This window comes from Micromonospora sp. WMMC250 (genome assembly GCF_027460215.1).
GTDB classification, from domain to species: Bacteria; Actinomycetota; Actinomycetes; order Mycobacteriales; family Micromonosporaceae; genus Micromonospora; species Micromonospora taraxaci.
The window spans coordinates 1,589,331-1,614,514 of sequence record NZ_JAPZBJ010000002.1 but is presented as its reverse complement, the minus strand read 5'-3'; the positions used below and the strand labels follow the sequence as shown (position 1 = coordinate 1,614,514).

22 protein-coding genes and 1 pseudogene are annotated in these 25,184 nt (G+C 69.5%); 18 read left to right on the top strand and 5 right to left on the bottom strand.

The window, feature by feature from the left end; genetic code table 11:
* Positions 1–69: 69 nt before the first annotated feature.
* Positions 70–489 (bottom strand): MarR family winged helix-turn-helix transcriptional regulator, encoded by a 420-nt coding sequence (locus tag O3438_RS06975; protein ID WP_269679148.1) that lies wholly within the window; start codon positions 487–489, stop codon positions 70–72.
* A gap of 98 nt (positions 490–587) precedes the next feature.
* On the opposite strand from O3438_RS06975, the gene O3438_RS06970 reads away from it, so the two are divergent.
* Positions 588–2,366 carry an ABC transporter ATP-binding protein gene (locus tag O3438_RS06970; protein WP_269683589.1) on the top strand — a complete coding sequence of 593 codons (1,779 nt, stop codon included), beginning with the start codon at positions 588–590 and terminating at the stop codon, positions 2,364–2,366.
* Positions 2,367–2,412: 46 nt separating this feature from the next.
* Here the strand turns inward: O3438_RS06970 and O3438_RS06965 are convergent, their stop codons facing one another.
* A complete protein-coding gene (locus O3438_RS06965; RefSeq protein WP_269679147.1) occupies positions 2,413–3,189 on the bottom strand; it encodes a TetR family transcriptional regulator in 777 nt (258 codons plus the stop codon).
* 109 nt (positions 3,190–3,298) lie between these two features.
* On the opposite strand from O3438_RS06965, the pseudogene O3438_RS06960 reads away from it, so the two are divergent.
* The 4 genes and pseudogenes from O3438_RS06960 to O3438_RS06945 all read left to right on the top strand — a co-directional run.
* Positions 3,299–4,207: pseudogene (locus tag O3438_RS06960) on the top strand (ABC transporter ATP-binding protein); the annotation flags it as partial.
* A 125-nt stretch (positions 4,208–4,332) separates the two neighbouring features.
* The gene (locus O3438_RS06955; protein WP_269679146.1) at positions 4,333–5,958 is read left to right on the top strand and encodes an ABC transporter permease; all 1,626 of its coding nucleotides are present in this window, start codon (positions 4,333–4,335) and stop codon (positions 5,956–5,958) included.
* Between the two features lie 132 nt (positions 5,959–6,090).
* Positions 6,091–7,608, top strand: coding sequence for a hypothetical protein (locus O3438_RS06950; protein WP_269679145.1), 1,518 nt, complete (start codon positions 6,091–6,093; stop codon positions 7,606–7,608).
* A 51-nt stretch (positions 7,609–7,659) separates the two neighbouring features.
* On the top strand, positions 7,660–7,998 hold the full coding sequence (locus O3438_RS06945) for a hypothetical protein (RefSeq protein ID WP_269679144.1): 339 nt from the start codon (positions 7,660–7,662) through the stop codon (positions 7,996–7,998).
* 122 nt (positions 7,999–8,120) lie between these two features.
* On the opposite strand, the gene O3438_RS06940 is transcribed toward O3438_RS06945, so the two are convergent.
* Together O3438_RS06940 and O3438_RS06935 are read right to left on the bottom strand one after the other, a co-directional pair.
* Positions 8,121–8,861 (bottom strand): Crp/Fnr family transcriptional regulator, encoded by a 741-nt coding sequence (locus O3438_RS06940; RefSeq protein WP_269679143.1) that lies wholly within the window; start codon positions 8,859–8,861, stop codon positions 8,121–8,123.
* 114 nt (positions 8,862–8,975) lie between these two features.
* Positions 8,976–9,503, bottom strand: a complete 528-nt coding sequence (locus O3438_RS06935; RefSeq protein WP_269679142.1) for a hypothetical protein — start codon at positions 9,501–9,503, stop codon at positions 8,976–8,978.
* Positions 9,504–9,673: 170 nt separating this feature from the next.
* Here O3438_RS06935 and O3438_RS06930 point away from each other — a divergent pair, with 170 nt between their 5' ends.
* From O3438_RS06930 to O3438_RS06905, 7 genes are all read left to right on the top strand, one after another.
* Positions 9,674–10,462 (top strand): hypothetical protein, encoded by a 789-nt coding sequence (locus tag O3438_RS06930; protein WP_269679141.1) that lies wholly within the window; start codon positions 9,674–9,676, stop codon positions 10,460–10,462.
* Positions 10,463–10,608: 146 nt separating this feature from the next.
* Positions 10,609–12,729 (top strand): hypothetical protein, encoded by a 2,121-nt coding sequence (locus O3438_RS06925; RefSeq protein ID WP_269679140.1) that lies wholly within the window; start codon positions 10,609–10,611, stop codon positions 12,727–12,729.
* Between the two features lie 13 nt (positions 12,730–12,742).
* On the top strand, positions 12,743–13,618 hold the full coding sequence (locus O3438_RS06920; RefSeq protein ID WP_269679139.1) for a hypothetical protein: 876 nt from the start codon (positions 12,743–12,745) through the stop codon (positions 13,616–13,618).
* A 75-nt stretch (positions 13,619–13,693) separates the two neighbouring features.
* On the top strand, positions 13,694–13,954 hold the full coding sequence (locus O3438_RS06915) for a hypothetical protein (protein ID WP_269679138.1): 261 nt from the start codon (positions 13,694–13,696) through the stop codon (positions 13,952–13,954).
* A gap of 32 nt (positions 13,955–13,986) precedes the next feature.
* Positions 13,987–14,337: a DUF3024 domain-containing protein gene (locus O3438_RS34310; protein ID WP_442929573.1), complete on the top strand. Its 351-nt coding sequence runs from the start codon at positions 13,987–13,989 to the stop codon at positions 14,335–14,337.
* Between the two features lie 116 nt (positions 14,338–14,453).
* The gene (locus tag O3438_RS06910) at positions 14,454–14,978 is read left to right on the top strand and encodes a peroxidase (protein WP_269679137.1); all 525 of its coding nucleotides are present in this window, start codon (positions 14,454–14,456) and stop codon (positions 14,976–14,978) included.
* A gap of 310 nt (positions 14,979–15,288) precedes the next feature.
* Positions 15,289–16,248 carry a DUF559 domain-containing protein gene (locus tag O3438_RS06905; protein ID WP_269679136.1) on the top strand — a complete coding sequence of 320 codons (960 nt, stop codon included), beginning with the start codon at positions 15,289–15,291 and terminating at the stop codon, positions 16,246–16,248.
* Positions 16,249–16,296: 48 nt separating this feature from the next.
* On the opposite strand, the gene O3438_RS06900 is transcribed toward O3438_RS06905, so the two are convergent.
* Entirely contained in the window at positions 16,297–17,121 is an 825-nt protein-coding gene (locus O3438_RS06900) for a hypothetical protein (protein WP_269679135.1), read from the bottom strand.
* A gap of 448 nt (positions 17,122–17,569) precedes the next feature.
* Here O3438_RS06900 and O3438_RS06895 point away from each other — a divergent pair, with 448 nt between their 5' ends.
* The 6 genes from O3438_RS06895 to O3438_RS06870 are packed head-to-tail and all read left to right on the top strand — an operon-like array spanning position 17,570 to position 25,184.
* Positions 17,570–18,535, top strand: a complete 966-nt coding sequence (locus O3438_RS06895; protein ID WP_269679134.1) for a hypothetical protein — start codon at positions 17,570–17,572, stop codon at positions 18,533–18,535.
* A 33-nt stretch (positions 18,536–18,568) separates the two neighbouring features.
* Positions 18,569–19,738, top strand: coding sequence for a hypothetical protein (locus tag O3438_RS06890; protein WP_269679133.1), 1,170 nt, complete (start codon positions 18,569–18,571; stop codon positions 19,736–19,738).
* A gap of 17 nt (positions 19,739–19,755) precedes the next feature.
* Positions 19,756–20,184, top strand: a complete 429-nt coding sequence (locus tag O3438_RS06885; protein WP_269679132.1) for a hypothetical protein — start codon at positions 19,756–19,758, stop codon at positions 20,182–20,184.
* A gap of 28 nt (positions 20,185–20,212) precedes the next feature.
* Positions 20,213–20,467: a hypothetical protein gene (locus O3438_RS06880; RefSeq protein WP_269679131.1), complete on the top strand. Its 255-nt coding sequence runs from the start codon at positions 20,213–20,215 to the stop codon at positions 20,465–20,467.
* Positions 20,468–20,469: 2 nt separating this feature from the next.
* Positions 20,470–23,709, top strand: coding sequence for a hypothetical protein (locus O3438_RS06875; RefSeq protein WP_269679130.1), 3,240 nt, complete (start codon positions 20,470–20,472; stop codon positions 23,707–23,709).
* Positions 23,706–25,184 (top strand): hypothetical protein, encoded by a 1,479-nt coding sequence (locus O3438_RS06870; RefSeq protein ID WP_269679129.1) that lies wholly within the window; start codon positions 23,706–23,708, stop codon positions 25,182–25,184. Before O3438_RS06875 ends, O3438_RS06870 begins: the two co-directional genes overlap by 4 nt.

Below are 25,184 nucleotides of genomic sequence, written 5' to 3'. Positions count from 1 at the left end.
CGGTGGGAACGGGGCCGCTGGCTACCCGGGCAGCGGGTGGGCAAACCCGCAGGTGGTCCCGTGTCCGGCTCAGTCGAGCAGGGTGCGCAGGATGCGGGCCAGTTCGGCACGGTCGGTGTCGTCGAGGTGCCCGAAGAAGCGGTCGGCCTCGGCCCGACGGGCGGCCCGGATGGCGGTGCCGACCCGGTTGCCCTCGTCGGTGAGGGCGACAAGTGTGGCCCGCCGGTCGGCCGGGTCGGGGCGGCGCTCGACGAGCCCACGGGTCTGCAGGTCGTCGATGACCTCGGTCGCCGAGCGGGGCGCGATGCGCAGGTGTTCGGCGAGTGTGCCGGGGCGTACCTCGCCGTGGCGGCCCAGGACACCGAGCGCCCGGGACTGGCTGGGGGTGATGTCCCACGGTGCCAACGACTCCCGGGACTGGCGCCGTAAACGGGACGCCACCGCCCAGAACGTCTCGGCCAGGCTGTCGTCGGCGGTGTCCTCGGTCACCGGAATACGGTAGCAGGAGATGTGGTTGTTCCCTCATGTTGAGGTAACCTCAGTAATGTCGTCGACCGAAAGGCAGTTGCTCCTTGGAACCCACCCCCATGGGCCGCGACCGCGGCCACCGCAGCGTCAGCGCCGAAGAGAAGACGCAGGCCCGCCAGGTCTCCCTACGCCGGATCGGCCGCCTGTTCACCAGCCACCGGCCCGCGCTCGCCGCCGTCACCGCGATCATCGTGCTCTCCTCGATCATCGCGATGGCCAGCCCGTTCCTGCTGCGTGCCGTCATCGACCGCGCGCTACCGCAGGGCGACGTGACACTGCTGGTCTGGCTGGTCCTCGGCATGGTCGCCGTGGCGGCTGTGACCTCCGCCCTCGGCGTCGTGCAGACGTGGATCTCCACCCAGGTCGGCCAGCAGGTCATGCACCGGCTGCGCACCGACGTCTTCAGTCACCTCCAGCGCCAGTCGCTGGGCTTCTTCACCCGCACCCGCACCGGCGAGGTGCAGTCCCGGATCACCAACGACATCGGCGGCATGCAGTCGGTCGTCACCTCCACCGCCACCGCCGTCGCGGCCAACCTCACCACCGTGGTCGCCACCGCGGTCGCCATGGTGGCCCTCTCCTGGCAGCTCTCCCTCGTCTCGCTCGTGGTGCTGCCGCCCGCCGTCTGGCTGACCCGCCGGGTCGCCCGGATGCGCCGGGAGATCACCGCCCAGCGGCAACGCGAACTCGCCGACCTCAACGTCACTGTCGAGGAAGGGCTCTCGATCAGCGGCATCCAGTTGGCAAAGACCCTCGGCACCGGGCCGGCGCTCATCGAGCGGTTCAGCGCCTCCTCGGCCCGCCTGGTCGACCTGGAGCTGCGCAGCGAGCTGGCCGGCCGCTGGCGGATGGCCTCGATGAGCATCATCTTCGCCGCCGTGCCGGCGGTCATCTACCTCGCCGCCGGGCTGCCCGGCACCGCCGGGACGTTGAGCATCGGCACCCTGGTCGCCTTCACCGCCCTGCAGGGCGGCCTGTTCCGGCCGCTGATGGGTCTGCTCAACGTGGGTGTCTCGCTCACCGCGTCGCTGGCGCTGTTCGCCCGGATCTTCGAATACCTGGACCTCCCTGTCGACGTGGCCGACCCCGCCGAGCCGGTCCGCCTCGACCCCGCCCGAGTGCGCGGCCACCTGCGCCTGGAGGACGTCACCTTCGGCTACCCCGGTAACGACACCGCCGCCCTCGCCGGGATCACACTGGACGTGCCCGCCGGCACCAGCCTCGCCCTGGTCGGGGAGACCGGATCCGGCAAGAGCACCCTCGCCGGGCTGGTCAGCCGGCTGCACGACCCGACCGCCGGCCGGATCACCGTCGACGGCGTCGACCTGCGCGACCTGCGCCTGGCCGACCTGGCCGCGATCGTCGGCGTGGTCAGCCAGGAGACGTACCTGCTGCACACCACCGTCCGGGAGAACCTGCGCTACGCCCGGCCGGACGCCACCGACGCGGAGATCGAGGACGCCGCCCGCGCGGCCCAGATCCACGACCTGATCGCCGGACTGCCCGACGGGTACGACACCATGGTCGGCTCCCGCGGCCACCGCTTCTCCGGCGGCGAGAAGCAGCGGCTCGCCATCGCCCGCACCCTGCTGCGCGACCCGCGCATCCTCGTCCTCGACGAGGCCACCAGCGCGCTGGACACCGAGACCGAGCGCGCCGTGCAACGCGCCTTCGACGTGCTCGCCGAAGGCCGGACCACGATCACCATCGCCCACCGGCTCTCCACCGTCCGGGACGCCGACCAGATCGCGGTGCTCGACCACGGCCGCATCGTCGAGGCCGGCACCCACGACAGCCTGCTGGACCGCAACGGCCGCTACGCCACACTGGCCGCCTGACCGGTCCGCTCACAACCGTCTCGAAATCGTCGCTAAAACCGTCTCATTATTCCGATTCGAGGTGTCGGTAGACGGTGGCCCGCGAGATACCCAGCGTGGCGGCGATGGCATCCACCGAGTGGGTGCCCGCCGCGTGCATCCGCCGGGCCGTCTCCACCTGCTCCCGACCCAGCGCCCGCGGTCGTCCCGGCCGCCGCCGGCTCCCGCTCGTCGGGGCCGCGCCCAGTGCGGTGCCGCGCGCCGGCGCCGCCGTGGTCCCGTCCCGCTCGGGTACGGCGGCGGCCGGCGTCAGCAGTCGGCGTACGCCGTCGAGCATGTCGGCGCGCAGCACCTCGTCGGGCACGTCGACAAAGAAGACGATCGGATCGCTGCACGCCGCCACCGCCTGCGTCGCCAGGACCCGCTCCCGCCGTCCGGCGTCCGGCCCGGCGATGAGGTCGTTGGCCCGCATCGCGATCTCCATCAGGCGGTGGTACGTGTCACCGCGACCGACCAGCGCGATGTCGTGGAACAGCATGCCGAGGGGTCGGCGGTGGGCGAGCATGACATCCACCCAACCCTCCAGCACCGTCCACCGCGCCTGCTCCACGGGCTGCGCCCGCGCGGTGTCGAGCAACGCCTCCAGATCGGCCAACAACGGCTCGACCAGCGCGGAGAGAAGGTGTTCCTTGGCCGGGAAGTGGTACAGGATCGCGGCCTTGGTCAGCCGTAACCGTTCGGCGATCTGCCGCAGCGAGGTGCGCTGGTAACCGTGCTCGGCGAACAGGTCGAGCGCGGCGCGCAGGATCCGGGTGTGGGTGTCGTCCCCGGGCTCGGCGGTCATGCCGGCCAGCCTAGCCACGTCCTGACCGGTGGGCGACATCCCCGTTGAATCGACTGACCATCGGTCAGTACAGTGGTGATGGTCGACGCAGCCAACGGCAGGAGGGGCGATGCCCGTCATCTCGATCGGCAACCTGGTCAAGACCTTCGGCGCGATCCGGGCACTCGACGGGCTGGATCTGCGCGTCGAGCAGGGGGAGGTGCACGGTTTCCTCGGGCCCAACGGCTCCGGTAAGTCCACCACCATCCGGATCCTGCTCGGGCTGCTCCGCCGCGACTCCGGAGACGCCCAGGTGCTCGGGGCCGACCCGTGGCGCGACGCGGTCCGCCTGCACCGCCGGCTGGCGTACGTGCCGGGCGACGTCAGCCTCTGGCCCAACCTCACCGGCGGAGAAGCCATCGACCTGTTCGGTCGGCTCCGCGGCGGCCTCGACCGGCGACGCCGCGACGAGCTGCTGCAACGCTTCGACCTGGACCCGACCCGCCGCTGCCGCACGTACTCCAAGGGCAACCGGCAGAAGGTCGCCATCGTCGCCGCCTTCGCCTCGGCGGTGGAGCTGTACGTGCTCGACGAGCCCACCTCCGGCCTCGACCCCCTGATGGAGGCGGTGTTCCAGGACGAGGTCCGACGGGTCAAGCAGGCCGGCGCGACAGTGCTGCTCTCCAGCCACGTACTCGCCGAGGTCGAAGCCCTCTGCGACCGGGTCAGCATCATCCGCGAGGGCCGCACCGTCGAGTCCGGCACCCTCGCCGAGCTGCGCCACCTCACCCGCACGGCGGTCACCGTCGAGACCGCACGTCCGCTCACCGGCCTCGACGCGCTGCCCGGTGTGCACGACGTGCACGAGGTCGACGGGCGTACCCACCTGGAGGTCGAGCCGGCGCACCTCGACGAGCTGCTCGGTCAGCTCGTCCGCTCCGGCGTCCGCGCCCTGACCAGCACCCCGCCCACGCTGGAACAGCTCTTCCTGCGCCACTACGGTGACGACCCCGCGGCCGGTGCCGGGCCGGTCGATGCTGCTGGTCCGGTCGATGCTGCTGGGCCGGTCGCCGGTCCGGCCGCCGCTGCCGCGTCGCCTGGTGCTCCGGCCGTTGGTGCCTCCGACACCGACTCGCCGGCTGACGCCCCGCAGGCCGGTGCCCGATGAGCGCCCTCACCGGCACGGCCCTGCTGGCCCGGCTCGTGCTGCGCCGCGACCGGATCCGGCTCGCCATCTGGGTCCTCGGCACGCCGCTGCTCGGCTACGCCCTGGCCGGCAGCGTCGCCGGCATCTACCCGGACGAGACAGCGCGCCAGGGCTACGCCGCCACCTCCGCGTCCAGCCTCGTCGCCCGCGCGTTCAACGGTCCGATCGCCGGCACCGACCTCGGTGCCGTCGTGGTCGCCGAGACGTACGTGACGCTGGCCCTGATCGTCGCCCTGCTGAGCACCTTCGCGGTGACCCGGCACACCCGGCAGAACGAGGAGACCGGCCGGGCGGAGCTGCTCGGCGCCTCGGTGGTCGGCCGGTACGCGCCGCTCACCGCCGCGCTGCTCGTCATCGTCGCGGCGAACACCCTCGCTGCCGTACTGCTGGTGTTCGCGCTGGTCGGCGCCGGCCTGCCGCTCGCCGGTTCCGTCGCGGCGGCCGGCGCGATCGGCGGCGTCGGTGTCGCCTTCACCGCGATCGCCGCGGTCACCGCCCAGCTCTCCGTCACCTCCCGGGGCGCCAACGCGCTCGCCGCCGCCACCGTCGGGATCTCCTTCGTCCTGCGCGCCGCCGGTGACGTACTCGGCGAACAGAGCGCCGACGGCACCCGCGTGCAGAGCGCCTGGCCCTCGTGGATCTCCCCGCTCGGCTGGGGCAACCAGGTGCGGGCCTTCGGCGGTGAACGCTGGTGGGTGCTCGCTCTCCCGGTCGCGCTGCTGCTCGCCGGCGTGGCCGTGGCGTACGCCCTCGCGGAGCGCCGCGACCAGGGCGCCGGGCTGATCGCACCCCGACGCGGACCGGCAAACGCCGCGCCGCGACTGCTCAGCCCCGCCGGCCTGGCCTGGCGCATGCAACGCGGCACGCTGCTCGGCTGGGCGGTCGGCCTGGCCGTACTCGGGTTCTCCATGGGCATCGCCGCCGACGAGTTCAACGCCATGATCGACCAGAACCCGGCCGCCGCCGACGCCATCAACGCGATGGGCGGCGGCGGAGCTCTGGTCGACGCGTACCTGGCAGCGATGCTCGGGCTCTTCGCGCTGACCATCGGGGCGTACGTGGTGCAGGCGCTCCTGCGGGTACGCGGCGACGAAGCCGACGGTGTCCTGGAAGCCGTGCTCGCCACCGCCGTCAGCCGTACCCGCTGGCTCGGCACCCAGGTGCTCGCCGCGACCCTCGGCGCGGTCGCGCTGCTGCTGCTCGCCGGCCTGACCACCGGGCTCGGCTACGGCCTCGTCACCGACGACCCGCTCGGCCAGGCCCTCGGCCTGGGCGGTGCCGCGCTGCTGCGACTGCCCGCCCTGCTCGTGGTGGCCGGGGTGGTGACCACCCTGTTCGGGCTGCTGCCCCGCTGGTCGGTGGTGCTGTCCTGGACGGTCCTGCTGGTCTTCCTGCTGCTCGGGCAACTCGGTGCGGTGCTGAAGCTGCCCCAGGCCGCGCTCGACCTCTCGCCGTACACCCATGTGCCGTCCGTGCCCGCGGTCGACCCGGCGGCGCTGCCCCTGGTGGTGCTGACGGCGGTCGCCGCGGTGCTCCTCGCCGTCGGAGTGGCAGCCTTCCGCCGTCGCGACGTGCCGAGCTGAGGCGCGCCTGACGCAGCTTCCGGGTGGACGCCCTCCGCCGCGAGGCCGGACATACTCGCGAATGGAGGCTGACGACCGGGCACTGCAAGATTACGGACAGCGAATTGACGGCGCGGGAACTACGGTCCCGGCATGGCATCGTCAATCTCCAGAAGTGTCAGTGCGAAAGGCGTTGCCGACAGGGTGAGCAACCGTTCCAGTGGGGGGTCGGCGCTGCCCTCGGTGCCGAAAGACCTGGCCAGCCGGGAGTTGTGCTGCGCCATGCACCTGCGTCCGCCGCTGGCTGCGCACGTGTTGCTGCATTACAGCATCGACAACCCCAAGGCGTGGTGTCCTCCTTTCGGGGTGGATGCGGTTGCGGTGGTGCGGCACGCCCAGGCGGCCGACACCCATTGGCGAAAGCTGTACGGCTCGGTCGCGATGACGCGTTATTCGTTGCTCGGCCTGGTCGCGATCGGCCTCTTCCTCCTCTGGCGCGACGGTCCGGTGACGTCGATGCTCTCGCTGCCTCTCATAGCTGTCGCGTGCGGAGTCGGATGGCGCACGACGTTCCTCAGTCTTCAGGAAACCCGCGCGGCGGCGATCGCCACCATGGTGGAGGGAAAGGCTCTGGCCGCCCAGGTGCCAGAGGTCGAATCCGACCTGGAAGAGGAGCTTGCCGCCCTGCAGGACGCCAACATGATCGTCTTCGACGGTGCCGCGGGCAGCCCGTTCGTCGGCAGCGGCACCGAGATCGGCCGATGGGCCCTGCCACCCGTCGACGTCAGCCGCAGCAGGGAAAAAGACGATACGAAACCACCAGCGACCTTCTCCATCCGAGAGCTGCACGACGATCTGATACGGCTCGCTCGGTCACGGCTCGGCCTGAGCGGCATCGAGGTGACCAAGCGGATCTATGTGCGGGGGGACGTCCTGCCGGATTGTGAGGGCCTGTTCCATCCCGACGAGGTACGCCCGCCCTCCCGGCTGGACAAGACCTGGGTCGATCTGGGCAGCGACGCGCCCGGAGAGCAGGCCAGGACGTATGTGTGCCTGGCCAAGAGCCTTGTTGGTGGCGAGATAGTCGTCACCCTCTTCGTCCGCTACACCCTCGAACAGGGCATTCTGTCCTGCGAGTTCGCCGCGTTCGTCCTGCCGCCCATCCTCCGCGGCTCAGCGCCCGCCACAGGGTTCTACGGGCTGTTCGACGATGATCTGAGCCCGTTGCACGGGCGCTCCACCACGTCGGCCCTCGCCGTCGCGGCGTGGCGCACCTACGTTGCCGAGCTGTTCCTGCGCTCGTACCGGGGCATCGATCTGGACGAGGCGCACGATGACCGGACCCGGCATCACTACGAGGCGCTCCAGGAGGGTCGACGCTACGACTACGGGGCGGCGTTCAGCGTCCGGGAACTGGCGGCGACCACGAGCATCGAGAACTATTTCGAAGTCGCGGATGTGCGTGACTGTCTGTTGCGAATGCAACGAGGCGTGATCGACTGCCTGGTCGGTTTTCTGCGGGACAAGGGAATCGACACGTCCGAGCTGGTCGCCGGACGACAGCGGATCATCAACAACATCACCAACATCGGGGAAGTGTCCGGCCGGGGGAACATCTTCGGGAACCACGGGCGGGTGTCGAATGTCGATCGCTTTGACGAGTCGGATTGATCGCTTGGTGTTCTGCTTTGGTTCTGCGGATCCGGCCGGAAGGATGAGTAGATGAGCCAGTTCAACTTCAGCGGTGACATCAGCGGCGAGGCGAACGTCTTCGGGGACCACGCGCAGGTGCACAACCGGAGCAACGACTTCAGCCGAGGCTCGGACCTCGCCGGGCTCGTCGCCGCCCTGATCGAGGAGATCGCGAAGCACCGGACGGAAGTCCGCGAGGCCGACCGGCTGACACAGTTGGCGGGCACGGCAGCGGCTTACGCCGCCGAGCCGCGACCCAACGTGGAGGGCATCCGCAGCCTGCTACCGGCTCTGCTGGCCGGTGCCGGAACGGTGACCGCCGTCGCCGATGCCGTTCTGCGCGTCTCCCAAGCCGTCAACAGCCTGTGATGCAAGTGCGCGTTGACCCGCGAGTACGGGGGACGCGCGCCCAGTTGACATGAGCTCGTGGTTCGACTGGACCGGATCGCCTGGTTGGATGCGCGGGTCGGTGACTGCGAGCCACACGGGCGTCAGTTGGCACTGGCGGACCAATGCTGACCGCTGTTTCCCAAGCGGCCGACTCGTTGTAGGTGTGCCAGATCGTGGACGACGATCTGACGGTAGCCGGTTCGGATGACTCCCGCCCGCCTTAGTTCACGGAGAGCCTTTTCGACCGTCGGCTCCGCAGCACCGCAGAGTGACGCCAACTCTGGCTGAGTCAGCGTCACGCCGACGGTGCGTCCGTCGCCGACGGCCTCACCGTGCGCCGCCGAGAGTTCAGCGAGAACACGTGCCAGGCGGATCTTTGCCGGGTAGGCGGTGAAGTCGACTCGGCGGCGGTTTGCCCACCGGAAGCGCGCGGCGGTGGTCCTCGCCAGGGCAAGCGCCGCCTCCGGTTGGTCGTGTAGGAACGGATGCCACTCTCGCTTGTGAATAACGGTAACTAATCCCGCACCGCAAGCTGTGACCGTCGCGGTTCGCGGGGTGTCATTGAGCGCGGAGATCTCGCCGACAAGGTCACCGGAGACCCGGATGGCCAGGAGCGTCTGGCGGCCATCCGCCATGTTGACGGTTACCTTCGTTACGGCTTCCCTGAGCAGTATCAGGTGACTGCCGGTGGTGCCTTCCCGCAGGATGTGGTCTCCGGCCTTAACCGAGACGCTTGTTCCCAGCGCGAGAAGGCTGGCTCTTGTCTTCGGGCTGAGGCAGCCGAGCAGAGTGCCAGGAGGCCATCGAAGGCTCTTAGGCGGCTGCTCTTCGTTGCGTCGCACCTCAACACCCCGTTCGTCAGCGGCGACCCTGCCCATCTCGGATGAAGCACGGGCACTCAGCGGCTGCAAGTATTTCCGATTCGAGATCGTGGGAGAAGCCCTGCACTGCTCCTTTCAAGCAATCAGCATGCCAAGGGCCAGCCAAACAGTGGCGGCGCAACTCGCCGCCGCGCTCCATGGCATCGCCGCCTGCACCCGCCGGTGCTTCTCGAGTGCGACGTTTGCGAGGACCTTCACCAGAAACCATGCTTCGGTAGCCTCCCGAGCAGCGTTGAGTCTTGGCGGCGCGATGCGGGCGGCCCGCAGCGTCGGGAATCCGAACCTGTTGGGCGAGCGAGGCCCGGACGTCTGTGGTCTGAAGCCGATGGCGAGGTGCCGGGCCGCGATCAGGAGAGTGATCACGAAGAGCAATGCGACTCCGTGGACGACCATGGAGAGGACGGAGGAACCCGCGATGCCGTGGAAGACCACCGGTGCCTTGCTGACAAGGAGAGCCACCACCGAGCCGTGGAAGGCGAACAGCCGAGAGATCTTGGCATCGGCATGTCGGATGGCGTCCTGGTGTAGGCGGATCGTGGCGAGTGCGCGCTCCACATCCATGTCGGACCGTCGGCATTTCGCCTGGCGCGATGAGATGGTCATGCATCCAGTGAACGAAACATGGTGCGGACGATGTCCGTAAGAGTATGGGATCTCGCCAATCTGACAGAGGCTCATCTACTTCCTGACAACCCGTACTTCGACGGGTTTCCCGCCGCCGGCCATCGCTATAAGTGACATGACCAGGACCCGCCGAGCGTGAGGGACGCAAGATGGCAACGTTGCAGCCAGACCGCAGATTGATCATGTTCGTCGACATGGAGAGCTACAGCCGGCACGACGACGCTGGCCAGGTCAACGCCCAGACGAACTTTCGCCCACTCATGCGGCGGGCGGCCGAGCAGTGCGGCCTTGATCGGGACGGCTGGGAGATCCAATCTTCCGGCGATGGGGAGCTCGCGCTCTTCCCCCTCGGGACGGCTGAACCTCGGCTTATTGCCGACCTGGTACCAGCGATGGACAGGATCCTCCGCGACCACAACCGCAATGCCGGTGCGCACGCGCAGGTGCGGATGCGGGTTGCGTTCCATCAGGGACTTGTGACCAGGACCGAGAACGGCTACGCCGGATCAGCAGTGGTGACTGCGGCTCGTCTGGTTGAGGCACCCGCACTGAAGGATGCGCTAGCGTCATTCCCCGCGGCGGCGGCAGCGATGATCGTGTCCTCGACGATCTACCGGGACGTGGTGAGTCAGTCGTACAGCGGGATACGACGGGAGCGTTACGGTCGCGTCAGCGTTCGCGTCAAATCGTTCGACGACGAGGCTTGGATTTTCGTCCCCGATGAGAATGTCAACGCGGCGACGGCCGCCTCCGTGGATTTCTCCACTCCGGCCCCTCGGCCTGCCTCGGGCGGTGCTGAGCGAGCGCAAGTCGACCCGCCGGGTGGAAGCCGCTTCGCCTTCGGCTCGGTAGTCAACCACGGCCCGACCATCTTCGGCGATCATGGCCGGGCATGGGGTGCGGAGAGTGACCGCGCGGATGGGCAGGGGCGGCAGTGAACCCAGATTCCGCAACCGGGCCGGGCCGGGCGGGTGCGCCTGCACCCGAGCCAGCCGCCGATCCGGCTGGACCCGCTGTGCCGCGCAGCCCAGATCCTGCGGAGTCGCCGCCTGTTCTGAAGCAGGGCACGCGGCGAGAGGTAAACGTGGATGACAGAGGCCATCGCGATCCGGAGGAACCGTCAGACGTATCCGACGAACGAAATGATGATCGCGACTCGGCCGACGACTTCATCCGCTCCAATCCCACCCTCCGCTCTTTCACGTCGCGCAGGGGGAGCGAGTTCCGTTTCGAGGACCTGACTAACGCTGGCCCCAGTGCCTTCGGTGATCGCGCAACCGTCATCGGAAATTTGAATTTCGCGCAGGGCAGCTCGAAGCCCAGGTTCTTCGCCGACCGAATCAGTGATCTGACGGCTAGGCGCAACACCTTCGTACGGCCAGCCCACTTCAGTGAGTTGCAGGATCGGTTGCGTCGTTATCCGGTAGTGGGACTTGCCGGCCCGGTGGGCAGCGGTCGTTCGACGGCGGCGTGTGTCGCCCTCGCAGAGCATCTCGGATCTGAGGAGGTCATGGAGATTGTGGTACCTCCCGGCGTGGATGATGTTCGGTTAATCCGAGAGCAGCCCGAATTTCTGAAGAAAGGTGTCGGTTACATCGTCAAGGTTGGCGGTCGGCAAGTCCGAACCGCTGTCCGGTCCGTCGAGGCGGTGTTTCACGAGAACGAATGTAGTGGGATCATCATCCGGGACGCAGAGGAACCCGAGGCTTCCCGCCACCGAGCGGAGGTGTTCCATCACTCACCAGTCTCGCGTGTTGACGTCTTCCGCCAGCACCTCTTGTATTACCTGCGAGAAAAATGTGTTGGGAACTGCGTCGATTGTGATCGCAGTTGCGGGAGAGCGTACACCGTCCGGATGCTCACACCAGAGGTGTGCAGGTTAATCGATCTGCTGACCAGGCCCAGTGAGTGCGTTCTGCATGCGGAGACAATCGCGCGTGAAATCCCCGCAGACGCTCGTGGCCTTGTGGCTCTTTTGCCGTCTGAGAACAAGCGGTACCGGGATAAGGCGCGCCAGATTCTCTTGCTGCCCGAGGACAAGGAGGCGGTGTTTCAGAACAGGCCCGTACAGCATCGACGAGCCCTGCGGATCGCCTATGCCGTGTTTGCTGGCCAATCCATGGCGCGGGTTTCAGAGGGCGCTGGTCTGCTACTCGGAAAGCTCGATCGGCTCTTCAATGAGCCGACTATCGGTCGGCCCGCGCTGCTCAACGACATGCCGGCTCTTCTGGGCCAGGAACTCGGGGCGGACTGGCACGACAGAGCCACGGATGGGGAGTCTCCGCATACGACGGCGCGAGTGGCCCACATCAAGCCCGAGATGGTGAGGGCGATCCTCGACGTTGCCTGGAACGATTTCGACAACACCCGCCCTGCTCTCATCGAGTGGGTCGACGAACTCGCCGCACATCCTGCCCCAGGTTTCAGCAATTGCGCTGCAGTCGCCGCCGCGATCTTTGCCACTCATGACTTCGAGCAGGTCTACGAGGAAGTGATTCGGCGATGGGCGAGGGATCGGAAGCGTGGAAGACGGAAGGCAGCCGCAGCCGCCATGGCTTCCGCCGCAAACCTGGACGGTGCGGTGGCGGTTGGTTTGACGTTGAGCTCTCAGGTCAGGGCAGACGTGGGTAGGAAGCTCGAATGGCTCGCCCACTCCAGGTCGGCGCTCGAACGGGACACCGCAGCGATGGTGTGGGGGATGGGTTATACACCACGTCACCCCTCCCAGACCGCGCGGGCCCTCACTGCCGTGGCAGCGAATGCCAACGCATCGTCCATTTGGACCGTCACGGACGCGATCGAAAATCTGTCGCGAAAGTACGGCAGCGCATGGACGATCAACGTCCTTGCCTGGTGGCTCGACAGCCACGACGTGACTCTCCGCGCGGGAGCCACCCATGCCTTCCTGAACTGGTTGGAGGAGCCACTCACCGAGCGAGTTGATCAGCTCGTGGCTCTCCTGGAGTCCCAACCATCCATGGTCGATCGGGTGGCCACACTGTGGCAAGTAGTACTCCTCGATCCTGGGTGCTCCGTCGCCGCGTGGCGGCGTCTGGCGGCCTGGTTACGCAGCGGTGCCAGCGACGCCCGGCTCAGGGAGCCGGTCCGAGCGCTCGCGATGAGGCTTGCCGCTGAGCCCGCGATCCGCTCCCGGCTGAACTACTGGCTGTCCAAGGCCTCAACGACATCCCCTTCCCTCGCCTGATCCAGGAGCCACCATGACCGTCGAGAACCAGGTCTCCCCGAAGTCGGAACCGCACCAGGGTGCGAGCGCTTTTCGCCGGCTGCTGACCCGATTTGGAGCGGCGTTTGACTATTGGGACCGACCGCCGGCACCCGACCTGACTCAACGCCGCCGTCACCCCAGGCCGGTCATCGTGTCAGCTCGGGGCTATGTCTTCTCGTTTGAAATACATGTGATTCTCACCTGGTACTCGGAGGGTTTGAGGGAGGATCAGCTCGGTGCGTGGTCGCTCCAGTTCGCGGACCTCGCCCGTCGGGACGTCGAACACAAGGCGGCGGATCTCGCTCGGCATTTCCATCCTCACCAGGCAGGCGCCCTGGAGGTTCAGCTCAACCGTGAGCTGTCTCGCGCTCGCCGACGTTACGAGCGCCAGGGTGTCGTGTTGCACTGCAGGCCAGAGGTGCGGGTGAAACTCGACGACGACGTGAAGACCGAACTCCGGCACCTCCACCTGCAGCGGCTCAGGGAGGAGAGCGAGCACGAGTTGCGGGTTCGACGGATCCAACTGACCGACCAACTGACTCAACGCTGGATCGCCCTGATCGATCGCCTACGCCCGAGCCCACTGGCGCACGCCGCCCTCCGCCTCACCGATCAGGACCTCGCCAACGTCCTCGACGCATTCGTCCTCAAGGAGGAGCGGTCGAACGTCGAGCGCCTGGCCGTACTGCTGGAGGAAGCCCTGCGCCGCAGCGGCCGAGTCGGGCAGCCCCTGGAAGAGCACGAAGCCGCTGAGATCATCAAGCTTCTCGACGACATCCTCAGGGACGAGGCGACCGCACCGTCACCTGAGACTTCCGGGATGAACGGAGACGGTCGGTATGCGGCACCGCCAGCGGGTAAACCGTGACGAGAGGTCGGACCGAAACCCCGAAGTAGGTGGCGGGCCGCCCTCCAGCAAACAACTCGCCCTAGGACCTCTGGGATGCAGGAGGGCTGGTGGATGACGGTCACGCCGTCGCAGTTCGCGCACGAGCGGGAGGCGCTGGCGCACGTCGTCGACCGGGTCACCGCGCGCTTCCCGGAGCTGCACCCGCTGCCAGGTCACCCCAAACTGGATCGACTGCTGCCTGCGATGCTGCCCAAGCTGGACGATGCGATGGTGCGTGTGGGTGACAACGATTGGTTTCCGTTGCCGGACACCTGGGTGGTCAACGCCCATCGAAGTTCGCCGGCAGCCTCCTGACCCGGTTGCCGTTTGATTGGCGGGAGGTCACAGTGGCGGCACCTCAAGGGTTACCGGAAGCGGACACGGCTCGTGTGCGCCGGTGGTGCGATCAGCGGATCCCAGAGCGGGTCCGTGACCAGGTACGCATCGTGTGTGAGGAGGCGGCCCGTCACCTGACGATCGTCGAGTGTCGGGCCCTTTGGCATGACGACTCGGAGTCAGAGGGAACTCGTCTCCCTGTCGCGCGCCTCGGGTACACCAGGACCACTGGCACCTGGACGCGGTACTACCGGGACCGTAGCCTCCGGTTCCGTCGATACGACCTGATGCCGCCGACAGCCAACGTGGGGGAACTTCTCGACGAAATCGATCGGGACCCTACAGCGATCTTCTGGGGCTGACCGCCCGATTTCCCGACAGCGTTCGCAGTCCCAACCGCGTACCGTCCGGGTCCATCCATGGGAGGAGCCGAATGAGTTTCTTACAGCAGGCAGAGCAGTTCCCGGACACCGAGCGGATGTTCGACAGCGACGCGAAGGCGATGGGCTATTTGCCCAACTACACCAGGTTGTTCGCCCACAGCCCGGCCGTGTACCTGGCATGGCAGCAGCTCAACGGTACGGTGAAGGACGGGATGGAACTGCGCCGCTACGAGTTGGCGACCCTCGCCGCAGCCCGGGCCCTGAAATCCTCCTACTGCGGTCTGGCACATGGGAAGGTCCTACGCGACAAGTTCTTCGACGCGCCGACCGTGGCCGCCATCGCGTCAGACCACGGAAGCGCCGGTCTCTCCGCGCAGGAGGTCGCAGTCGTCAACTTCGCCGGCAAGGTCGCGGCCGATGCGAACTCCGTCACCGAAGCCGACATCGCGGACCTGCGGGGCCACGGTCTCGATGACACGGACATCTTCCACGTGATCCTCGCGGTCGGCGCCCGATGCTTTTTCAGCACCGTCCTCAGCGCTGGTGGGGCTGAGCCCGATCCGCAGTACAACGAGAGCCTGGACGTCAATCTGCGGCAGGCGCTGCGCTTCGGCGGTTAGACCTGGCGAAAACGCACGGCAGGCTGTCCGAGCGCCACCGGAGAGCGCGGAGGTTGGCGTTCGTCTCTCGCGACGCCCTTCACGACGGATCACGTGACGTGTGCGCCGAACAGGTTCGGCAGGGCCGTCTGCTCAGGCGTCAGACGTAGCAGGGGTGTTGCGTCAGTGCCGGGGAAGATCCGAGCCCGGTCAAGGCCTACCCTGCGAATGCTCCTACCACAACCTGCAGCGGCCTGGGTGACTGTCCACACATGCGTTCGCTGTCCACAGCGGCCCTCGCCCTGACAGAGGTCAGAGGCACGGTGGGCTCGTGGACGCGCGCTTGCAAGCCCTGCTCGATCGACGCGGTGGCCTGGTGGCACGGCACGAGATGCTCAGCGTGGTGCCTCCCTGGACGCTTCAGGGTGCCTGCCGGGCAGGTCGGATGGTCCGGGTGCTCCCCGGGATCTACGTTGACGCCGCGCTGGTTCGTGAAGCGGACCCCAACCTGCCGCTGCTGGCCCGAGTCGGACCCGACATCGCCCGACGGGCGGCGCTGGCGTACGCCGGCGGGCGAGCGGCTCTGAGTCGGCTCACCGCGCTCGACGTGTGGGGACTACGCCGCCAACCGCCTGACGAGCCGGTGTATCTGGACCTGCCCAGAGGGGCAGGCCTGCGGGATCGCCCCCAACTCGTGGTGCGCCACCGGTCCGACTTCGCGGTGGCGCCACCGTACGTCGTTACCCGAAACGGATTGCCGGTCACCCGGCTTGACCGAACCTTGGTGGACTGCTGGCCACTGCTGCCGTCGGTCGACCGGTCGGGGCCGCTCATCCGTGCGGTCAACGACCGGCTGACCACGCCGCAGCGCCTGGTCGCCGCTCTTTCCGAGGTGCCTCGGATGCCTGATCGCGGAGAATTTAGCGGTCTGCTGGACCGACTCGTTGCTGGTTGTCGCAGCGTGCTGGAGATCTGGGGCCATGACCACGTCTTCACCGGCCCGGGCATGCCCGCGTTCGTGCGGCAGGCGCGGGTGCGGGTGGAGGCGCGGACGTTCTACCTGGACATGTTCGCCGAGGCGGAGCGGGTCAACATCGAGCTGGACGGCGCTACCAGCCACGGCGATCCGGCTGAACGCGAGATCGACCTGCGCCGGGACGCACTGCTCGCCACCGTCGGAATCCTCGTCGTCCGCTTCACGCATCGTCGCCTCACCGCGAATCCGCTCCAGGTTCGTCAGGAAACCCTCGCCATCCTCGCGGCCCGACACCGTCTAACCATGATCAAGTGATGAGAAATAGCTCTGAGGGCGGCCCAGAAGCTACTTTTCATCACTTGATCATGGGGGAGTCGGTGCCACGCTGCTGTCGTGCGCCGGCCTGGCCGCCGGGGCGCTGTCCGTTGGTTGGTCGCCGTTGCGGCGGAGGAGGTCGGTGATCCAGCGGGCGGCTTCCCGCTGTGCGGTGAGCATCTGGTCGCGGGCGTCGGCTACGTCCTGGTCGTCGGCGTCGTCGTTGAGGATCGTCGCCCACTGGCGGCTCAGGTGTTCGGCGTACCGGGCTTTGCGGAGCTGCTCCTCGAACTGGTACTCGAGTTCCACCATGCGGTCGACGTGCGGTTGGAGCGCCGGCAGGATCCGCTCGTCGAGGCGGACTGTGGCGTCGGGCCGGCAGGTGAGCGTGATGTCGCCCCGATGGTAGTGCCACCGGGGGTCTTCGGCCAGCGCCTGCTGCAACGCCACCTCCAGGTCGGCGGCCCGGTGCGGTGGCAGGTCCCGGGCGGCGTCGGCGGCGAGGCGGGTCAGCCGCTGGATCGCGTTGGGCTGGAAGTACTGCACGTACCAGCTCAGCACCTCGGCCCGCAGGCTCGCCGGTGACGACCAGGCGAAGGTGGCGCGGACGTAGAACGAGTACACGTAGCCCCGGGCGGGGACGGCGATCAGCCGGGGCGCGTCGCGTTGCTCGACGAGGGGGCCGGAGGGTGCCGGGGCGGCACCGGATCCGACAGGCGCCTCGTCCTGGAGTGCGGCGACCAGTCGATCCCAGTTGCGCGCCCACCACCGCCAACCGCGGACACCGCCGTCGCGGGCGGTGACCAGCGCACGAGTGCCCCGACGTCGCCACAGCTCCGCAGGCCTCGGCCTCCCGTCGGGGGCGTCCGTCATGGCACCCCTCCACGGCCTCGGATCCGCGTTTCACGCTAACAACCAGTGCCCGAAATGCCCGTAGCCACGCCGGCACGGGAGCGCCGCTGGCGACGAAGCCGGCGAGACAGTCACGCCGGCACGGGACCTGCCGACCACCTGACCGCGCTCGCCGCCAGATGGTGAGTCGTTGCCGGCCACAGGGGTCGACGACGGCTCACGGCGAGTGAGGGAGTCCGGCGGCGGATGGTCCGCCGAGCGATATGACTCAGAGGTATGAATATGACTCTGAGGTATATCGCTCGGCAGTAACTCCGCCCACCGGCTGCCTGTCCGCCTCGGCCCGCGCCTGCGTGGGTGATCAGTTCCCGACAGTCGGGGCGGCACCCGGGCGCGGTGACGGTGGCGGTGACGGTCGGGTGACGGGCGCTTCGCGATCCTCGTGCCGAGCCGGGCACCGTGCACCGGCGTGGGGCAACGGGGAGGCCGGGCGGTGGACTTCGTCGACGGGGTGCTGGTGCGGCTGGCCGACCCGGGCACCCGCGCGTCGCTCTTCGACGACGCGTCGCTGGCGCACCTGGTCGAAGCCGCGTACGACACCGAGGCGATGCCTGTCGCGCCGCCGTACGCTGCGGTCTTCGACGAGCTGACCCTCGGCTTCGCCGCCGCCCCCGTCACGGTGGCCGAGGGGGAGTGGCTGGGTTCGGGCGGGACCAGCCGTACCGAACTGCGGGTCCGCCTGCACGGCCTGGGCGGCTCGGCGTTGCGCATCGACGCGTTGTGGCGGGGCAGCCTCGTGGTGCGTACCAGCGTCGCCCGGGACCGGGTCGAGGACTTGGACGTGGCGGTGCCCGCCTTCGACGTGGACCCGCAGATCATCGCCGACCTGGGCGCGTTGCCGGCCGACCCGGCGCAGTTGGAGACCGAACGCCGCACCCGGCTGGTGACCCGACTGCGGGCCGGGCTGCACCAACCGGCCGCGTTCACCGACGCGCACCTGGACCGGCTGCTCGCGGGTGTCGGCGCCACGAACGCCGGTGACCTGGTGACGCGGATGCGCGGACAGGCCGCCGGGGCCACCGTGAAGCTGCGCTACGCCGCGCCGTCGGCCGCCCCACCCACACCGCGCCCACTGCCGTTCGCCGCCGCCGTGCTGGTCCGCGACAAGGGCTTCTCCCTGGCCGACCTGCTCGTCGAGACCCGCCTGGTACGGGCCCGCGCCGAGGAGTTGGGGCTGGACGTGCCGGCACCTGACGACGTCCGGCGACGACACCGGGTGGTCGCCGTCTGGGTGGTCCCCGTCGACACGTTCGACGACGACGGTTGGCCCGGCGGTGACACCGGCACCGACGCACAGAAGCGGGCCGCCCGGTTCGCGAGGGCCGGCCAGTGGCTCGCCCGCAGCGGCATCGGACTCGCCGCCGTCTCGACCTGAGAACTCAGACCAGTAGCACCTTCGGGAGGACCCGTGGCACCGACAGCAGCATTCCCGTTCATCGAGGTCCGGATCGTGCCACCACCGGCCCCGCTGGCGCAGCGTTCTCCGGGCGTCATCGCCGTGGTGGGCAAGGCGCCGTCCACTGCCGACGGGGGTTCGGCGCCGGCGAACACGCCGGTCCGGATCGAGACCCTCGACGACGCGGTCACCAACTTCGCCCGCCGGCAGACCGGCAACGTGGTCCGCAACGCCCTCTACAACTCGTTGGAGTTGGCGTTCCTGCAGGACCCGCGCCCGGCCAAGGTGTACGGGGTCAAGGTCGCCGGTGACGACTACGCCGCCGCGCTCGGCGGTCTGGAAGCCGCCGACGACGTGACGATGGTGTCGCTGGCCAACGAGTCGAGCGTCGGCAACCCCGCGGGCGCGGGCGCGCCCACCGGACTGCACGCCCTCAAGGCCCATGTGGAGACGATGTCCGCAGCCGGCCAACGGCGGATCGGGTTCGCCATGGTCAACCCGACTACCGACAAGAGCCCCACCTACGTCGCGGACATCACCGCCACCGCGAACCCGCTCAAGAGCAGCACCAGCCGGATGGTGATGATCGCCGCCCGGGGCGCGGACGGTGACGCGGCCACCGCCGCGATGGCCGCCGTGGCCGGACTTCCCGTGCACCACAGCATCGTGCTCAAGAAGATCCGCGGAGTGGCCATCCCGGTGGCCAAGCAGTACAGCCCGGCCGAGATCAAGGGGCTCTCCGAGGCGAACCTCACCCCGATCATCGACCCGACCCTGATCACCGGGGAGAGCCTGCACTTCGCCGACGGGCGGCTGTTCACCTCCGACGCCAGCCTGCTGCACGTCGACCTGGTACGCACCCTCGACCAGATCGAGTTCATGCTCCGCGCCGGCCTGATCGGCCTGGTCGGCGACGCCCGCATCACCAAGCCCGGCATGACGCTGCTGAAGACCCAGGTCGACGGCATCCTCGGCCCCCTCAAGCGGCAGGCGGTGATCGACGACTACACCATCGAGATCCCGGTGCTGGACATCCTCGCCATCCCCGAGGTCGCGCGCACCGCCACCGACACCTCGATCGTCACCGCCGCCCGGGCCGACCGCACCGTCGACCTGGTCGTCACCGTCACGTACGGCCCGGCCGTGAGCCGCCTGCTGGTCACGCTCGTGGCCAAGTTCTGACCCGGAGGAACCAGACCATGGAGTGGAAGACCCGCCTGGCGGTGCAGTACACCAAGGGCACCGAGACGGTGCTGATCAGCCCCATCGACTCGTTCAGCCCGTCCTTCTCGCTCAACGTCGAGGCGCTGCACTCGTGCGAGGTGACCCACATGGGTGTCATCCACGCGCCGGTGTCGATGAACTTCACGATGACCGTCAAGGCGATCGGGGACGTCGCCGGCCGGCTCACCAAACTGGCGCTCGACGGGGAGTTGTTCGACATCGCGCTGCTGGAGCACACCGGCGACGACTGGGCGTTCTCGTCCTTCGTCCTGCGGGACTGCCTGATCACCAGCGCCACCCCGACCACCGCCACCATCTCCGGCGCTCCCGCGGCGACCTTCAGCGGTTTCAGCCTGGCCGCCACCGTCGACCCGAAGACCGGCGACCAGTCCGTCCTGCCGTAACCCCACGAGGATCAACCGGAGGTAGCGAATGGCGACCGGTGCTGGCCGTGCCGCCCGGGTCACCCGAACCGGGCTGGCCCTGGTGCACGCGGGTGAGTTGGTGCTGCCGGCGGCCGGTAGCGAGGCGGAGGCCGCGCAGGTCGCCGAGGACGATCGCGCGGTCATCGCGTACCACTTCCCGGTGGAGATCGAGGTGGTCGCGGCCGGCGGCGCCCTCGACGCCGACGCGCTCGCCGACCTGGCGTTGGCCCGCCTCGCCGAGCACCTGGACGGGCGGTTCTGACGGTGGCCATCTCGGTGCACGTGCCGGTGCGGATCCGGCTGGACGCCCGGTCGGTGACCGAACGGCCGGAGGCCGTGACCGAGGCGCTCGGCGCGGCAGTGGCCCGCGCGTTGGAACGTTCCCGCCGCGAGGTGGTCGCGCCCCGCGGCGGCTACCTGGAGGTACGCGCGGGCGCGCCGGAGTTCGGCTGGACCGGCGCGGGCGTGCGGGGGGTGTCCCCGGACGACCGGCGCGCGTTCGAGGCCCGGCTGCGCCGGCGCATCGACGAGGTGGTCACCGCGGCGCGGCTGGACCCGGGGCTGCCCGCCGGGGTGGCCGTGCCGCTGAGCCGACCAGCGGCCGAGCTGTTCGACGCGTCTCGGATGCGGCACCTGCTCGCGGTCTACCGGGTGCCGTCCTACGACGACGGTGGGGACGCCGCCGAGGTGCCGGTGGACGGCGACGAACCACCGCCGGTGACCTACCAGTGGCTGCTGCGCCCCGCCGCCTACCTGGCCAGTCACCTCGGCGAACTGGGTCAGGAGGCGGTACGCCAGCACGGTGGCCTGCCGTCGGGCACCCCGCAGGGGGTGATCGCGCGGGTGATCGGCACCGACGGTCGTCAGGTCTGGGCGGTCATGGTGAACACCACGCCGTGGTCGGTCCTCACCTTCGAGCGGTTCGGCGAGACGGTGTTCCGGCCCACGCCGCAGCCGCACTTCGAGGTGGAGGAGCGGATCCCCAGCCCGCAGCCCGGCACTGTGACGCGGCGGCCGGTGGCCGGGCGCAGCGCCCTGGTGTCGATGGTGGACGAGGAGTTGAGCGCCGACATCCGGCAACGGTTGCGGATCGCCCAGCCGCGTGGCGAGACCACGAGTGTGGACGAGTACCAGGCGCAGATCGAACGGGCCGTCGACGCCGAGGTGACCCGGCGGGTCGACGCGATCCTCGCCTCGGTGGGCGGGGCCACCCCGACCAGCCTCGTGGTGGTCAGCATCGGTGGGGTCTCCCTGCTGCTGGTGGGCACCGAGGAGACCGACAGCACGCTGCACTGGACCGGCACGGCCAACCTGTTGCCGATCAGCGTCGAGCACCGACCGGCCACCCCGCCGGATCCGAACGCGCCGCCCGGCGGGGGCATCGGCGACGGCACGGGCACCGGCAGCGGCGCGGGCAGCGGATCCGGCAACGGCAACGGCAGCGGACCGGGGGGCAGCGGACCGGGCGGCAGCGGACCGGGCGGCAGCGGCTCGGGCGGTCTGGGCACCGGGCCCGGTGGGGGTGCCGGCGGCAGCGGCGGGGACGGCGCCGGCGGGGCCCGGCGGGGAGGGTTCGTCTTCGACCCGAGCAGCCCCAGCACCCCACCCGGCACCGACGGCCGACGGTTCCCCGCCGTCACCGGCGAGCACTCCGAGATGCGGGCCTGTGCCCCCTTCAACGGCGAACCGGAGCTGGCCGCCCTCGGCCCGGACGGCGACGAGCTGCGCCGACTGATGGACGACATCGCGTTCCGCCTGCAGATGGGCGAGCCGTGCCGCTATCCGGCGAACTTCTGCCTCCAGGCCGCCGCCATGCTGCGCGGTCGGGCCGCGGCGATCAGCCTGCTGGTCGGCTCGGCCGAGCGGGAGGCGTTCACCCGACCCGTACCGGAGGGCAGCGGGCGGCTCGGTCCGCTGGACTTCCGGCCGGTCGCCTCGCCGGCTGTGCAGTTCCTACGCCACCTGGCCGGGGTGGTGCCCCGACTGGACCGCCTCGCCCAACTGGTCATGGGCCGCTACAGCCAGCCCGAGCACTTCGCCCGAATCCAGGGCGGCTGGATCGACACGTCCGCGTCCTGGAACCTGCACTTCGTCCAGGCGTTCAGCTCGGCCGTGAAGGGCGCCGTCGGGCAGCTCTTCGTCGTCGGCAGCCAGGCCATGCTGGTGCAACTGCTGCTCAGCTCACGTACCGGCATCGACGCCCGGATCACCAACTTCGACAGGTACGCCCCGATCTTCGAGCGGCTGATCGTCTCCCAGCTCACCGACTACGCCGAGCTTCAGGGGTTGCGGGAACGGCTGCGCCGCCACGAGGCCGCCCGCTGGACGCAAGCGCACACCGACCTGGGCGGCGGCACCGTCGCCACGCTGAGCATGGCCAACCCGTCCACCGCCTGGTACGGGGCCGCCCGTGCCATCTCCAGCGCGTTCCTCGCCACCGAAGCCGCCCTGAGCAGCCCCGGCGCGGCCGGCGAGATCGTCGAACGCGACGGCACCACCCGGATCCGTGACTCCCACGCGGTGCTCTGGACCCTCGCCGAGATCGAACAGGCGCTGGTCATCCAACGCGGCGAGGCCGAGGGCGTCGACCCGCTGGTCAAGCAGATCACCGACCTGCCCGACATGCTGGCCCGCTTCGCCGGTAACCGCGCGGCGATCCGCGACGAGCTGTGGCGGGTGCTGCAGGACATGCGGCGCAACAACACCGAGATGCTCGGCCGCGCCCGCACCGACGCCCGGTTCGCGTTCCGGTCCAGCCGGATCAGCGAACACATCCCGTCGGCGACGATCCCCCGGGGACGGTACGCGCTGCAGGGCATCCACCTGGTGACCCACCAGCAGATCGGCGAGTTCTTCGGCGGCAACCTCTACTACGCCACCGGCGTCGACGACCTGTTCAGCACCGAACTGGGCCGGGAGGCGCTGAGCGCCTTCGCCACCATGGTGGGGATCATCGCGCTGTCCGTCCTCTGCCCACCGCTGGGCTTCGTCGTCGGGGTGGCCGTCGCCGCCGTCGACGTGGCACACGCCCACCAACGAGAGCGCCTCTACGGCTCCATGCTCGACCCGGAGCTGGTGCTCACCCGCACCGAGGTCGAGGTCGAGCTGTTCGCCGCGTACCTCGGGCTGGCGATGTCGTTGATCCCGGAGGCCGGGACCATCGGCGGTGCGGCCGTGCGCGGCGGCCGGGTCGCCCTGCGCTTCGGCGTCCGCGCGGGGCTGCGCGCCGCCCGGGGGTACGTGGTACGCCGGGTCACCCGGCAGATCGTCGAAGCCGCGTCGCGTGACCTGCTCCAGGCCTTCCTCACCGAGATCCTGCTCAACGAGGTGCTGGAACGGGTCGTGCAGAAGCTGATGGAGCCGATCCTCGCGTACGTGGAACGCGAGGCGATGCTCAGCGGCGCGGTCGGCGGCCCGGAGGGCGCCCGGTTCATCCTCATGGTGCTCGACTCCCAACCCGGTGGTGCCGCCGCCGGGCCGCGCGTACCGGTGGTGCGGCCGTGACCGGGCCACGGCGGTTCCGCGCCGGCCGGTTCCTCGACGCCGCCGCCGTGCACGCCGCCGCCGACGCGAACCCCCGGCTGCGCCGCTTCATGCGGACCGTCGCCGAGCACAGCGAAGCCGGCGAGGTGCGCTCGCGGCGGTTGCTGGAACACCTCATCCGCCGCATCGTCGACGACGTCGGTGACCTGCACCTGGGCAACGCGCTCAACCGGTTGGAACGCATCGCCGTGCTGCGCGACAACATCGCCGCGATCCTCGACCACGTGCTGGAGGGCGGCACCCTTCCCGAAGGGGTGCGGGTGGCCACCCTCGGCGAGTACTTCGACCAGCTCAGCACGGAGATGCGCGAGCTGAGCCGACCCCGCGACGGCATCGTCGGCGACGCGCCGCTGCGGTTGGCCGACGACGCCGCCGCGTACGCCGACTCGCTGCTGCGCGAGTTCGACGCCGGCAGCGGCGCGGCGGGCCGGCACGTCGAGCCCGCCGCGATGGTCGGCGACGCGTTCCGGGCCATGCCGGCGGACCGGCAGGCCGCGCTGCGCCGCGCCGCCGAGCTGGAACCGGCCGCGCTGTGGCGCACGGTGGCCGCCGAGACCGAGAGTGGCAAACGGGCCGCCGTCGCGGACCTGGAGACTCGCCTCGGCGGACGACTGACGCCCGACGAGGTGGCCCGGCTGCGGACCGCCGTCGACGACCTCGGGCGGGCCCGCTCCCGCGCCCTGCAGGTGAACGAGGCCCGACTCACCGAGGCCCTCGCCCGGATCGGTGACGCGGACCTGCGGGCCGTGGTGGCCGGCGGCGACGTCTGGCTCACCCAGCAGCTCGCCCTGCACAACCCGGAGGCGCTGACCACCCTGTGGCGGCGTTTCCGGGACCGGGGTGGCCGCGCCGACGACGGCCCCGGCTTCCGCGCCTACCTGCGCCACGACATGGTCACCTACGGCCGGGGGGTCCTCGGCGAGTACAGCGCCGCGTTCTCGCTGAGCAGCATCGAGCTGTTCCTCAAGGGCCCGGACGCCAACGTCAAGGTCGCCGGCACCGACCTGGTCGGCATCGGCCACGACGGCTGGGTGTGGTTGATCGACGACAAGTCGCACCGGGCCACCAGCGTCGCCGGGGTCAGTGCGCTCACCGACAACCTGGTCGCCAACCTGCGCCGCGACGCCGCCGACTTCCGTGACGCCATCGCCCGGCTGCGCCGCGACGACCCCGGCTTCACCCCTGACCCGCGGATCCTCGACGCGATCTCCCGGATGGAGGACGCCGCCGCCGAGATCGACCGGATCAACCGGCGCGGCTCCGCGTCCACCCGGCCCGCGCGGATCAGCGCAGCACTGGAGGAGCGCCGGCTGCGGCTGCGCGTCACCAGCGCCGCCGGCGAGGTCCGCGAGATCACCCAGGCCCTGCGCGACCTGGGCCTGGCCGTCGAACCCACCGGTACGCCGGTGCCGCTGCCACCCGTCGGAGGGCGCTGA

Coding starts and splice junctions, on each gene's coding strand:
- O3438_RS06955 (WP_269679146.1), top strand. CDS start 4,333: ATGAGCGCCCTCACCGGCACGGCCCTGCTGGCCCGGCTCGTGCTGCGC.
- O3438_RS06945 (WP_269679144.1), top strand. CDS start 7,660: ATGAGCCAGTTCAACTTCAGCGGTGACATCAGCGGCGAGGCGAACGTC.
- O3438_RS06900 (WP_269679135.1), bottom strand. CDS start 17,121: ATGACGGACGCCCCCGACGGGAGGCCGAGGCCTGCGGAGCTGTGGCGA.
- O3438_RS06935 (WP_269679142.1), bottom strand. CDS start 9,503: ATGACCATCTCATCGCGCCAGGCGAAATGCCGACGGTCCGACATGGAT.
- O3438_RS06920 (WP_269679139.1), top strand. CDS start 12,743: ATGACCGTCGAGAACCAGGTCTCCCCGAAGTCGGAACCGCACCAGGGT.
- O3438_RS06880 (WP_269679131.1), top strand. CDS start 20,213: ATGGCGACCGGTGCTGGCCGTGCCGCCCGGGTCACCCGAACCGGGCTG.
- O3438_RS06965 (WP_269679147.1), bottom strand. CDS start 3,189: ATGACCGCCGAGCCCGGGGACGACACCCACACCCGGATCCTGCGCGCC.
- O3438_RS06950 (WP_269679145.1), top strand. CDS start 6,091: ATGGCATCGTCAATCTCCAGAAGTGTCAGTGCGAAAGGCGTTGCCGAC.
- O3438_RS06915 (WP_269679138.1), top strand. CDS start 13,694: ATGCAGGAGGGCTGGTGGATGACGGTCACGCCGTCGCAGTTCGCGCAC.
- O3438_RS06910 (WP_269679137.1), top strand. CDS start 14,454: ATGTTCGACAGCGACGCGAAGGCGATGGGCTATTTGCCCAACTACACC.
- O3438_RS06970 (WP_269683589.1), top strand. CDS start 588: ATGGGCCGCGACCGCGGCCACCGCAGCGTCAGCGCCGAAGAGAAGACG.
- O3438_RS06930 (WP_269679141.1), top strand. CDS start 9,674: ATGGCAACGTTGCAGCCAGACCGCAGATTGATCATGTTCGTCGACATG.
- O3438_RS06885 (WP_269679132.1), top strand. CDS start 19,756: ATGGAGTGGAAGACCCGCCTGGCGGTGCAGTACACCAAGGGCACCGAG.